This is a genomic window from Nonomuraea jabiensis, from assembly GCF_014204795.1.
GTDB lineage: Bacteria > Actinomycetota > Actinomycetes > Streptosporangiales > Streptosporangiaceae > Nonomuraea > Nonomuraea jabiensis.
On sequence record NZ_JACHMB010000001.1, the window covers coordinates 1,990,780 to 2,003,683 of the forward strand.

Here is a 12,904-nt window from a genome sequence, read left to right on the forward strand (position 1 = left end):
CGTCGCTAGCATGATGGTGCCGCGGTCTTGACAAATGGACCGCGGCACCAATTTCGAAAGGAAGATCTTCATGGAGTGGCTGTCCGAGGCGGAAGAGTGTCTTCTGCTCAACGCTAGGGAAATGTCGCCACTGTGGGCGCTACTTGCCGACTGGACCAAGTCTGAAGATGAGTCAAAATGGGACGAGGCCAGGCCGATGTTCCTTGAAATGATTAAAGAGTGGGAGCACAGGCGAATCGTTGAAGTCTACATCGGACCGCAATGGCCAGCCCACTTTGAGGGCGTGAGGGTTGAGGGTGAGGACCTGCTGTTGCTGCTGCATAACCCTCAATCTTGGCATTATGACGAAGGGGCTGAGGCCGTTATCAGCCTCCTACCAGGACCGATGGAATATCTCGTCTCTGCGCCTCCTGAAGAGCGGCACAACCACACATAGTCTCGGTTCCGCAGATGCGCTTGAGAAAAGGCACATGGAAACGTGTTTCCGCGGGGTCGCCGACCGCGCGGCTGGCATCAGCGAATCACCGACGCTCCGAGGAATCCTGACGGCCGCTGCCAGGACACACAACGGGCGACCTCCCGGGCCGAGGCCGCGCCCGCAGCGGTTGACGTGGCATTGCGAGCGCATGCCACGACCCGCACGCGCTCCAAACCTCGCATCTGAGAGGAAAATTGACGGTGCCCCGCACCCGCATCGAAGAGCGGGAACAGCTTGGCTTCTCTCACTGCGGATATCGTTCCGACCAAGCCAAACAGCAGTCAGCTGATGGGCGGCGCGAGGTCATTATTGACGAGTAACGCACATTGAGGGGCAGCTACATGTCGCCCATTGCAAGACAATCTGGACTCCAATCAGCTCCAGCTCTCCTAAAGCGGGTGCCGCAGGTTCGAATCCTGCCGGGGGCACTCACCTGATCAGGCATTTCAGTCCCTGGCCGTCCGGGCGTCTACACAGGTTGAATTCGTAGAGTCGGTCATGGCTTTGCGGGGTATCCAGGGTGAGTCCGGTCTGGGCCAGGCAGCCGGTGAGCAGGTGGGGCCGGTATTGGATCTTTTTCAGCTTGCGTTTGACGAGCCGGACGAGCCCGGGCAGTCGGTGACGGCGAAGTTGGCCAGCGCCCGGCGGAGCAGCGACCAGACACCCTCGGCTGGATTGAGCTCAGGAGCGTAGGCGGGGAGCTGGAAGAGACGTAACCAGTCGGCGTTCTCGGCGGCGAAGTCGGCGAGTTGACCGGCCAGGTGCACGTTCAGGTTGTGCCAGCACCACACCAGTGGTGCGTCCAGGTGCTGGTGGATGGCCACGATCAGGTCCCGGTAGTCCATCCAGGAGAACGTCTTGGGCTCGCCCTTGCGGCCGTGATAGACGTGCAGGCGATAGAACAGGTGCGGCCGCTCCCCGTCCCGGAAGGCCACGACGCCGGCCATGTTGACCGGCCGGAACCTCTGCCGCGGACCGTCACCACCGGCCGAGCGCCGACCGGTGCCCAGGTGCGCCCTTTCGGCGGCCTTAGCCCTTGCCCGGCTTCGTCTTCGAAGCAGAGGTAGGCGCCCAGGTCCGCCGCGGTGCTTCTACCGCTGGCCACACCTCGGCCCTCCACACCGCAATGGCCTCCTCATCCCGCTCCAGGGCCCGCCGGGCCGGCACCTGCACCGGCCAGCCGTGCCGGTGCAGCAGCTTGCCCACGCCCTCGATGGTGTAACCGATGTGAAACAGCCGCCCGATCAGCGTTTTGACCCGGCCCAGCGTCCAGCACCGGTCTTCCACGTAGCCCCAGGCCAACGGTCCCCGCCGCAGCTCGGCATCCAGCCGCGCCCACTGCGGGCCGACAACTTCTCCCTCGATACCGGCCCCTTCGACCGCAGCGCCGATGTTCCGCCTTCACGCCAAGCCTTGCGCCAGCTGGTTACCGACCACTCGTGCACCCGTAACCGCGCGGCAATCGCCCTGGTCCACTCCCCGGCCTCGAACCACTCGGCTGCCTGCAGCCGTACGCGCTCCCGCCGCTCCTGCTCCGCGGGCGCGTACCCGCCCCTTAGCCCATACCGCATGCTCCGGTCGTACCGCACCGAACGCGATCCGTCACGATGCTAGGACTCTACGCATTCAAGCTGCGTAAGTAACGGCAGCTTGAGCCCATTTATAACTACTTGGTCACTTCCGTTTTTCCGCACCGATCGCCAAATTGCCAAGACCGCCTAATTGAATGGCCTTGGTCGTCGTATCGATGGATAGCGTCACTCAACGTGACGATCTCTTCAGTTGTAGATCAGTAGGTCTGTGGGAATTCGTGGATCTCGGGCGCGGGTAAACGACCGCGCATGCAGGCGCCTTTGCCGGATATCCCGCTGACCGTCACGGATCGGGAACGCGCGGATGAACGGGCCGATCAGTTAGAGGATCCGTTGCCGGAGGTGGGGCAGATCTTCTCGCGTGCGGATTCACGGCGCCGGGCCGCGGGTGTGGGTGGTCTGCTGGCGCCGCCGTCGTGCAGAACAGTTGGCAACTGGCTGAGCATGTAGGCGACGCGGGTCTGCACGGTCAGCAGCACCTGCTGTCCCGGGTGCGTTGGGATGCCGATGAGCTGCGTGATTTCACGCGCCGCTACTGCGTGGTCGAGGGCGTGAATGATCAGGGTGCCGGGCTGAGCTTGGCGGAGCGGGCGTGCTGGTGGTCGATGAAGCGGGGCTCGCGAACAAGGACCGCGCTTCGGCCAGGGTCGCTCGCCAGTTCGCCGGCTCGCTGAGCGGGTTTCCCGTGCCAGGTGGGGCGTGATGGCGGTCTGGGCCACCGGCGCGGGGCCAGGTGTTCATGGCAGTTGGGCCGTGAGCAAACCATGGTCGAGCCAGTGAGTGGATCACGTTTGGCGATTACGGAGTATCTCGTTCCCGTTACCGAAAACGATCTTTACTTTTAGTTCTGCCTTATGTGATGATCAGGGCCGTTTTGTCATATTCGTTCGAAAGGTTGTGAGTGAATACACGCCGATTAGCGTCCGGCTTATCTGTTCGGACGCGCCGCCGCGCTGCCCTGATCGCGACTCTGACGATGCCGCTCTCGCTCATGAGCGCGCCCGCGATCGCCCAGGGCCCCACGCCACCCCCCACCCCGGCCTCCGCATCGACACCACCACCAGGTGCCACCTCGGATCCCGCCCTCAAGACCGCCTGGGACAAGGCCGCCAAGTCCGGCCAGCCCGTCGAGGTCCCCGCCCACTTCACCGAGACCATGAAGGTCTGGGCCAACCCCGATGGCAAGGACCTGCGCGCCGAGGTGCACACCCGGCCCGTGCAGCTGAAGAACCCGGCGAGCGGCGCCTGGGAACCCATCGACCCCACCATCGTCACCCGCGACGGCAAGCTCCAGGCCGCCCGCGTCAAGACCCCGCTGACCTTCGGCGCACGCGGCACCATGCACCTGGTGACGGCGGACGGCACGCACGGCAAGACCGGCCTGGGCGTGACCCGCGCGCTGCCGGAACCCAAGATCTCCGGCAACGCGGTCACCTACCCCGACGCCGTTGCCCCCGGCGCCGACCTGGTGGTGCTGGCCCAGGCCGACGGTTTCACCTCCCAGGTGGTCTTCCGGCAGCGGCCGACCGGCCCGGTGACCGTGCGGCTGCCGCTCACCCTGCCCGAAGACACCACGTTCGGTAAGACGCCCCAGGGGCTGCCGCAACTCCAGGACACCAAGGGCAAGGCCAAGGCCGCCCCGATCGTGCTGACCGCGACGGACGCCAAGGTGGAGGCCTCCCCCGAGCAGGGCAGAAGCTCCCCGGTGAAGGCGCGCGTGGAGACCTCCGGCAAGACCTCGGAGCTGGTGTTCTCCCCGGATGAGAAGTTCCTGGCCGACCCGGCGGTGACCTACCCGGTGACGATCGCCGCCGCCTCCGAATGGTTCGGCGGCGGTGCTCCCGCCGACGGCTGGGTCAGCAGGAACGACCCGTACAACAACAACGCCGCGGCCGGGTACCTTCGCGCGGGCACCACCTCCACCAGCGCGGACATCGCTCGCGTGTACATGAAGTTCGACCTCACCGACCCGGTGCTGCAGGGTGCCACCGTCAACGACGCGGACCTGCGGATGTGGAACTACAAGTCCGGCGGGCCCAACGGAGAACTGTGCGGGGACCCGATGGGCGGCTCCGGCATCCGGGCCGCGCGCGTCATCTCCACATGGACCCTCGACGGCACGTTCGACAGCCTGGACTGGTACAACCAGCCCTCAAGCACGGCCGCCGAGACGGTGAACTGGGCCGGCTACAACTACGACGACCCCAGCGGCAGCTGGTGTGCCAAGGACTGGGAACTCTTCTACGAGGTCACCGCCATGACCCGCGCCTGGATCCAACAAGGCGAGGCCAACCACGGAATCGTACTGAAGGCCGCCAGCGAAACCGCCACGATCAACTGGCGCCAGTACTACTCCAGCCAATTCGGCGGTGGCAACCCCTACCCGGGCTACCGCCACCCACCCGCCCTCATCATCAAATACACGCCCGCGGTCCAGGAATTTCTCGACATTCCAGCCAATCCTGACGGCAGTCACAGCTCCGCCACCTATCCCGAGGCCCTGGCCTCCCTGCAGAACGACATCTTCACGGGCGAGGAGCCGGTGGTTCCGGCCATCTCACGAGCAGAGGCCGAGGCTGAGGCGAAGCAGTCCGACGTGACGTACGGTACGGCGGACACCGACGTCCAGGTCCCGCCATGGACGACAGCGGAAGAGATCGCCGAGGCGAACAAACCCGAGAACCTGCTGCCAGGGGCGCCCGAGCCCACCCCCACGCCGTCCGCGGACTCCACTCCTCCTACGATCGTAGATCTGAAACCCGCGGCGAACACCAGGGATGTGGGCAACAAGACGGAGATCGTCGTCGCCTTCGACGAAGCCGTACAGAACGGCTCGATCGTCCTGAAGGACGGCCAAGGCAATGTCGTCCAAGGCCAGCCCAACCTGCCCACTCTGATCGATGATCCGTTCGCGACCTTCGCGCCGGCCCAGCCGTTGGCGCTGTCGACGACGTACACCGTGCTGATCAGCGGTTTCACCGACGCGTCAGGCAATGTCATGGCGCCTTACTCGTACACGTTCACCACCGGTGCCAGTGAGCAGCCCGACCCCACCCTCCCGCCTTTGCCCACTCCCACGGGGCCACCGCCAGGGCAAGCCCCTGGGCTTGTCGGAGCGTGGGGGATGAACGAAGGCTCAGGGACGACCGTGGCGGACTCCTCCGGGAAGACCAACACCGGTGCAGGTAGCAACACCACTTGGGCCAACGGCAAGTACGGCAAGGCGCTGTCGTTCAACGGCTCCTCCAGCATGGTCACGGTCGCGCACGCCGCGTCGCTGCGCCTGACGACCGGGATGACGCTGTCGGCCTGGGTCAATCCGACCACGGTGACCGGCACCCCGTGGAAGAGTGTGGTGACCAAGGAACTGAGTGCTGGTGGGGCCTCCTACGCCCTGTACGCCGCCAACGGCAGTGCGCTGCCGTCCGGCTGGGTGCAGACCGCTCCTGAGACCCCGACCACGGCGGAGGGGCTCTCACCGTTGCCGGTGAACACCTGGAGCCACCTGGCGCTCACCTACGACGGCGCCGCGCTGCGGTTGTTCGTCAACGGCCAGCAGGTCGACCAGACCCCGCTGAACGGCAGCCTCTACGACGACGGCAGCCCGCTGCGGATCGGCGGCAACGTCGTCTGGCGGGAGTACTTCAGCGGCCTGATCGACGAGGTGCGCGTCTACAACCGCGCCCAGACCGCCGCCGAAATTCAGACCGACATGACCACCCCGATCGGGGGAGGCGCCCCGCCAGACACCCAGGCGCCCACCGCGCCCAGCTCGCTCGCCGCGACGGGCGGTCCCCGCAACGCGCAGCTCACCTGGACGGCCTCGACCGACAACGTGGGCGTGGACGGCTACCGGATCCACCGCTCCACGACGCCGGGATTCACCCCGTCGGCCGCGAACCAGGTCGGCTCGTCGCCGACCACCACGTTCACCGACGCGGGCCTCGCCGCAGGGACATATTACTACCGGGTCCGCGCGGTCGACGCGGCCAGCAACCTCAGCCCATCCTCGAACGAGGTCTCGGCCACCGTCACGGCCCCGCCGACGAACCCGGGCCTGGTGGCTGCCTACGGCATGAACGAAGCCACCGGCACCGCTGTGGGGGACTCCTCCGGGCAAAACAATACCGGGGCAGCCCGGGATACCAGCTGGGCGGCCGGTCGGCACGGCGGCGCGCTGTCGTTCAACGGCGTGACCAGCTGGGTCACCGTCCCGCACGCCGCGTCGCTGCGGCTGACCAGCACGCTGACGCTGTCGGCCTGGGTACGGCCCGCGACACAGGACAGCCTCTGGCGTAGCGTGCTGATGAAGGAGCATGCCGAGGGCGGCGGCTATGGCCTGTATGCCTCCACCGAACGCTCCGGCCCGGGAGGCTGGCTGCAGACCACCCAGGAGGCCGCCGGCATTGCCAGTCGCACCGCGCTGCCGCTGAATCAGTGGAGCCATCTGGCCTTCACCTACGACGGCGCCGCCGCCAGTGTGTACGTCAACGGCACCCTTGTCGGGCAGGTGCCGATGGCCGGCGAGGTCGTCGACGACGACGGCGCGCTACGCATTGGCGGTAACGCCTTCTGGGGCGAGTTTTACAGCGGCCTGATCGACGAGGTACGTGTCTACAACCGCGTCCAGACCGCCAGCGAGATCCAGGCCGACATGAACACCCCCATCGGTGCTGCGGCGGCCGGCGGCACAGCGCGGAAAGTGAGCACGGACGCCGCCTCGAAGCCGGCAGCCGGGATTGGGAAACTCACGGTGTCCGACAGCCGCACCATGGGCGGTACCACCGTCACCTCGACTCTCACTCCGCGCCTGACCACCTGGATGGCTGCTGGCCGTGATGGTAAGGCGAAGGTGGAAGTGGAAATCGCCCGCCCGCCGACGAAGATCAGCAAGGCCGCCAGCCCGGGCAACCTCGTCAAGGTGGACCAGGCGGGCGCAGGTGAACAACTGATCTGGTCAGGCTCGGCCACCGCCACGAACGGCGAATCACGGATAACGGTGCGCGTTCCCAAGGGCAGGCTGGAGGCCGGTTCGGAGGTGCGCTGGCGCTCACGCGTGACCACGACGGATGACAGCACCGGCGAATGGTCGTCATGGCAGGCCCTGCGGGTCACGACCGAGGAGTCCCCAGCGAAGCGGAGCACGGCCTCCACGGCAGCCGCCGCCAGCCGCCTCGAAGAATGCCGGGCCCGGGAAAATCCGCGAGATCTGGGCGAGGCGACGAACAGGTATTCGTACTGCTGGTACCAGTACCGCGACTACACGACATTCAACGGGACGACCCATCGGTCCGTAGGGTACATACGCTACCGGGTGACCGTCCTGGGCACGCTCAATCCGAACAGCCGCACCTTTAAGTACGAAGCGTACATAGATGACCTCACCCCATGGGGGCAGGCCTTTGGATGGAACGACGAACTCAGGGTCGGCTTCTCCATCTCGAACGAGGAACTCCGTCCGGATGGCACGTCCAACTGCAAGCCGGACCCCAGCAACATCCACCGGACGGCCACTTTCAGTCAGTGGAGGGGGTACGACGACCACGTGGTGGTTGAAGCCACGTTCACCTCGCCCTACAACACGAAGACCAAGGCCAGCGAGCAACGCAACTACTGTCAGGTGCGGGTCTGGGGATACAATCCTCAAGCACTCAAGAATCCCCGGATCACCTATCGCATGAAATCCAACCTGCGCTGCGACAGTGCGATGTACGTGACGAATTCCGGGTGCGTGTACTACTGGTCCATCCCGCACATGGTCATCAGGCCCTCGACGACCTATCCGCAACAGGTGAATCACCTCGCGTATGCCATCTGGTACCCAGACGGCACTGATCCGCAAACAGACCACCGCGGAAGGTCACTATTGCCTAAGGATATCCCCGGCGGGGACTTGCATGACCGCATCACGCGAACCGGTGACGAGAATCTTAATGCGCGCAACCGAGGACGGTCGGTGCGGACATGCGTGCGAATTCACGGAAGCGGGTACGCCGCCACCTACGCCAGAACGCACCCAGGACCAAATGGCGCACCTGGCAACCCTGGAAACTGTGACGAGTTTCCCTTCGCATCGGTCAGGGAAGGCTCCACCGCCCGCGACCCCGGTACAAAAAAATTCCTCGACAACTACTCCGTGGCGGTAATCGACGGAAAACAGAATGTGGACTGGGGGAGCAAGGTCCTGGGTACGTGGTACAATAACGAGCGCATAATCGACGGCGACGAATTCTGGATTAAATTGACGGGCTGGTAATAATCACTGTCATAGCTTCGAGCGCCGAAGGCCTCAGGGTCAGTCCTCTGAGGCCTTCGGCCATCACTCTCAGCCTCTCAGGCTCAGTCGAATCGGAAACGCATGAACATGCCCACTCCAAATGTTGCCGACTATGCTTGGCTGACAGGCGATGACTTCCCCCATTGGATAACCGGGTTCTGCGTCACCTTTCTCCCGAACAAGTCGCCCGACTGGGTGGAAGACACCCTGCGCACGTTCCTGGGTGCCACGCCGGCCCTCGACACGACACAGCCGTACATCGCCCACATACACGCCGCCGGCAGCGGGTCGATCATGTTCGAGAATGGCGGGTTCGGCGGCATGACGCTTGAGGCGATCCGCCGCCTTTCCCAGGACACAAAGGCCGTCGTGGTGCTACGTGACTTCCTGGTCAACGCTACGTTCGCCTATGCTATGGACGGCGAGGTAATCACCGCGTTCGATATCTATCTCCCGGGCGACCGCCGAGGGCGGTCCCCCGATGCACTCAATGACCAACTGTCGGCAGTCGGCCTGCTACCGGCATACGAGTACGTGTTCGATGAGGACGTGGATGAGGAGGACGTACCGGAGCGGGACCTGAGCGCGGAGGTGATCCGAGCATTGGCGGTGGCTACCGCTGTGACCGGAGTGCGGTTCGACCAGAGCCACTTGAATGCCGCCCCTCACGCGGTCTCGCTGGCACGCCTCTACGAGAGCGACATCGCCCGACGCTTTGCCTGATTAGGCCACAGGTCGAGCGGCGTGGATTATGCGGGTCACGATGTCAGATGGGCCGGGCGCCTCCTTCGGCGCCGACCACGGCCATCCGCGTCGGCCCCGGCAGGATCTGTCTCGGCCACAAAGCCTGATCAAGTACGACTGCTGCTGACGCCCGTGGCGGGCCGGTGCCCGGCACTCGAAGTCACGACCCGAGCCGGGCGCGGACGCGGGCGGTTTCGATGTGGCGGTGGTGCGGTTCGTACAGGGCGAGTGCCACGCCATGCCGTCTCGGCCGCCGGCCGGTCGCCGAGGGCGTGGTGGGCGTCGCCGAGGCCCACCAGCGTGTCGGCCGCTGCCGCGGCCCTGGCCGCCTTCGGCATCGGCGCGGCGTTCCCGCTGCTCATGGACCACGTCATCAGCGCCGCGCCACCGGAGCGGGCCGGAGCGGGCCGGAGTGGGAGCCGCCCCTGGCCCAGGTCAGCAACGAGCTCGGCATCGCCGTCGGGCTCACCGTCCTCGGCTCCCTGGGCACCGTGATCTACCGCGTCCGGCTCGGCCTTCCGGACGGCACGACCGCCGCCAGCAACGTCCTCGACGGCGCCCGCGGCGACCTCCCACCTGCTGGCCGGGATGGCCGTGCTCATCCTGGTGCTCGCCCGCACCCGACGCGCCCCTGTCCCAAGTCACTCAGTACCGGCGGAAAGCGGGCACAGCAGGTGAGGGCCGGGAGCAGGCCCTGCGGGCACGTCCTTGAGCCGCTACGGCAGCGAGGATCATTGAACGGCAGGGGCACCGGGTGGAACGCCCATGCGGATGCATTCCACGATCGCCATGGGTTGAAGCTCCGTGATGTGCTTTGCCATCACTGGCCGGCTCGCAAAAGTTGTCGTTGTCGAAGGCATTCCCGAAGAAGAAGGTCACCGTGGTCGGCACGTACTCCTGTGAAGGCACCCGCGTGTGAAGAGCGGGAGCTTCTTGCGAGGCTCCCGCCGCGAGTATCGTTTTGACCAGGCCAAACACCCGTCAAGCGATGAGCGATGGGAGGTCCTTGTCGACCCACCAAGGCACATCGCGCAGCAATCGCATATCACCCATCAGTAGACATGTTGGACTCGAAACAGCTCGAGCTCTCCTAAAGCGGGTGCCGCAGGTTCGAATCCTGCCGGGGGCACTCATTTGAACAGGCATTTCAGCCCCTGACCTGCGGTTTCTCAGCCGCAGGTCTTTTGCTTTGTGGACCTTGATAGGCAGCCGGCGGTGCCCGCATGCAGCCGTAAGACCATGATCAGGGGACATGCGCGGGATGATCTTCATAGTGTTTTCGCAGGTCAGACCATGATTCTGTGCCATTCAAGCCTCAGGCAACCCGCTACGACCACCCCGGCATGCGACGAACACGGCCGTTGATCGTGCCAAATACGTGCGTACATATTGACGCCGTCAAACTCGCTATGGATCCGCTTGATCTCCTCCGCTGGCGCGGCATCGACCGCCGCCCGCCTGCCCGAGTCGGCGCCGCCTTAAGCCACCGATAGGAACCTGGTCGAGACCTCGCTAGCCGAGATTTCGGATGTACAACGCCGACCAGTCCTCTTCCAGAAGATCGTTCATCGAGCCCAGCCACGGCATGAACGAGCCGGCCGAGCAGTGCAGCGTCAGGTACGAACGGGACCGGCCGCACGGTGCCTCTGTGAGGCCGGTACTGTACACGTCCGTCCTGCACTAACCGAGGAGAAAACCGGTCGAAGCGGGTGCCCTCCGATGGAACGATATGCGGTCATGGGGAAACGATCTCCGTCCGGCCTGGAGTTCGCGGGTGCCTTCGACATCCATGTGACCGTCGCGGCCAGCACCGCACTCGAGCGCCTGGCACCCTGGGCGGCCCGCAACGGCGGGAAGCTCACCCACATCGTGCTCGCCCGCGGCGAGGTCCCTTCCCAGCCCATGCTTACCTTCACCGGCCGCGGCACCCTGACCGGCCAGCGGGCCGCCGCCGCGATCAGCGTGAACCGGCTGCGTGACGAAGGCTTCGACGTCGTCCGGGTCAAGATCGAGGCCGCGCCATGGAACGACGACGTGCCGGCGACCACGGAAGCGGCGGCCGCGCTGGGCGCGTGCTATTTCGAGCACCACGCCAAGGTGACGGTACGCGACGACCCGGCGGCCCTGGCCACGATCGCCGGACGCCATTCGGCGCACGTGTCGCAGAACGCCAGGCGACTGCGTGGCGACGGCTCCCATGAGCGGTTCGTGACACAGCGCTGCAGGAACGTCGGCCTGCCCGAGGCAAGCCGGCGGTTCGACGCACTTCTGGAGGAGCTCAGATCGGTCGGCTTCGCGGTGCTCGAGGCCGAGCAGGAGTTCGTGGTGCACGACGACAACCCCGGCATCGACAACGGCTGGATCGAGGAACGATGACGTCGCGACAGAAGCAGAAGCAGCAGCCCGTGCCCGGCCGGTACGACATGCCGGCGAAGGAATCACCCGAAGTCCCGGTGACGTACCTGCCTCTCACACGCGGTGACGGCGTACGCCAGCCCCGGATCTTCGACCCGGCGCTGAAGCAGTTCACGTACGCCTTCCGCGCCGGAGAGCCCGCCTTCGAGGACGAGGAGACCGGGCGACGCTGGCGGCGGGCACGACGGGACGCGATCGACCACCTGGTCGCCATCGTCGCGGGCTCGCCCTGGTCCGAGAACCTCGTGCTGCGCGGCAGCCTGCTGCTGGAGGCGTGGATCGGGGCCGATGCCCGGGATCCGGGCGACCTCGACTGGGTGGTGGTGCCGCACGACGTCGAACTCGAGAGCTCGTTCACGGCAGAGATGTTCAAGGGGCTCATCGGCGCCGTGGCCGAAAACCCGGACGTATCCGGCACGGTGACCGTCGATGCCACCGGCATCCGCGTCGATGACATCTGGACCTACGATCGCACCCCGGGGCAGCGTCTGGTGTTCACCTGGCACGCCGCGGGCCTGCCGTCAGGGACCGTTCAGCTCGACTTTGTCTTCAACGAGCGGCTGCCGGTCCCACCTGTCACAGCGCTGATCCCCCGGGCGGGCGGCGGCGAGCCGACACTCGTCCAGGCCGCCACCCCCGAACTGTCGCTGGCCTGGAAGATCCTGTGGCTGGCCTCCGACATATGGGCGCAGGGCAAGGACCTGTACGACGCCGTACTGCTGGCCGAGCGCGTCACGCTGCCCCATGAGCTGCTCCGGCAGGTTCTGGAGGAGGCGCTGGGCGAGCGCGAGGCGGCGGAGTTCGACCTGGAGGCGATCCGGAGCTGGGACGTGAACTGGGACGAGTTCCAGGTCGAATATCCGCAAGTCCAGGACCAGGCCCACGTCTGGAAGAGGCGTCTGGCACACGCACTGACCCCGACCTTCGTCCGCCGGTGAAGACCTCCTTGAGTACGAACGCCGACATCAGGAAGCTGAGCAACTCCACCGGCTGACCGACCTTGATCGCGACAGCAATGCTACGGACGGCGTAGATCTGCTGTGCGCTCCGCCCACCTCCCGAGGTAATCGATCATCTCCAGCAGCGCTTCCGGGCGGCCAGCGTCGCATCCGTCACGATTGCCTCCCCGCTCCTGCTCACCGACATCCCGCTGGGGCCTAGAACCGGCGGGGCTGCGTCCGCCGTCACCCGGCCCGGTCCGCGGTGATGCCCTGGCGGCGGCCATCGTCATGGCCGTTTGGTGTCGGCAACCGCAGTGCCTGACCTGCACGGGTCCGACCAAAGTTCCACGGGCCGATCAGCCGGGAGAACGTCACCTGGTCACGTCGTACCCGGCATCTGCCAGCGATCAGGACGTCCGGATTCCCGAGCGTGCAGTACCGATCCAGCCTCTAGACG

General features: G+C 65.7%; 9 protein-coding genes. 5 read left to right on the forward strand and 4 right to left on the reverse strand.

The annotated features are described in order from the left end of the window. Window positions 1-70 precede the first annotated feature (70 nt). Complete coding sequence (locus HD596_RS08590) at window positions 71-436, forward strand: hypothetical protein (protein ID WP_185068754.1); 366 nt, start codon at window positions 71-73, stop codon at window positions 434-436. A 620-nt stretch (window positions 437-1,056) separates the two neighbouring features. Here HD596_RS08590 and HD596_RS08595 read toward each other — a convergent pair. The 4 genes from HD596_RS08595 to HD596_RS08605 form a co-directional block, all read right to left on the reverse strand. After that, on the reverse strand, window positions 1,057-1,425 hold the full coding sequence (locus tag HD596_RS08595; RefSeq protein ID WP_185068755.1) for a transposase: 369 nt from the start codon (window positions 1,423-1,425) through the stop codon (window positions 1,057-1,059). 82 nt (window positions 1,426-1,507) lie between these two features. After that, the gene (locus HD596_RS60265; RefSeq protein ID WP_221519232.1) at window positions 1,508-1,780 is read right to left on the reverse strand and encodes a helix-turn-helix domain-containing protein; all 273 of its coding nucleotides are present in this window, start codon (window positions 1,778-1,780) and stop codon (window positions 1,508-1,510) included. Beyond that, window positions 1,723-2,049, reverse strand: a complete 327-nt coding sequence (locus HD596_RS65575) for a helix-turn-helix domain-containing protein (protein WP_376775827.1) — start codon at window positions 2,047-2,049, stop codon at window positions 1,723-1,725. Before HD596_RS65575 ends, HD596_RS60265 begins: the two co-directional genes overlap by 58 nt. 338 nt (window positions 2,050-2,387) lie before the next feature. Continuing rightward, a complete protein-coding gene (locus HD596_RS08605; RefSeq protein WP_185068756.1) occupies window positions 2,388-2,549 on the reverse strand; it encodes a hypothetical protein in 162 nt (53 codons plus the stop codon). A 497-nt stretch (window positions 2,550-3,046) separates the two neighbouring features. Here HD596_RS08605 and HD596_RS08610 point away from each other — a divergent pair, with 497 nt between their 5' ends. From HD596_RS08610 to HD596_RS08625, 4 genes are all read left to right on the forward strand, one after another. Then, entirely contained in the window at window positions 3,047-8,326 is a 5,280-nt protein-coding gene (locus tag HD596_RS08610) for a LamG-like jellyroll fold domain-containing protein (RefSeq protein WP_185068757.1), read from the forward strand. Window positions 8,327-8,428: 102 nt separating this feature from the next. Further along, on the forward strand, window positions 8,429-9,070 hold the full coding sequence (locus HD596_RS08615; RefSeq protein ID WP_185068758.1) for a DUF6461 domain-containing protein: 642 nt from the start codon (window positions 8,429-8,431) through the stop codon (window positions 9,068-9,070). 1,758 nt (window positions 9,071-10,828) lie between these two features. Next, entirely contained in the window at window positions 10,829-11,467 is a 639-nt protein-coding gene (locus HD596_RS08620; protein WP_185068759.1) for a hypothetical protein, read from the forward strand. After that, window positions 11,464-12,444 (forward strand): nucleotidyl transferase AbiEii/AbiGii toxin family protein, encoded by a 981-nt coding sequence (locus HD596_RS08625; protein WP_185068760.1) that lies wholly within the window; start codon window positions 11,464-11,466, stop codon window positions 12,442-12,444. The genes HD596_RS08620 and HD596_RS08625 overlap by 4 nt, the downstream gene beginning before the upstream one ends. The last annotated feature ends 460 nt before the right edge of the window (window positions 12,445-12,904 follow it).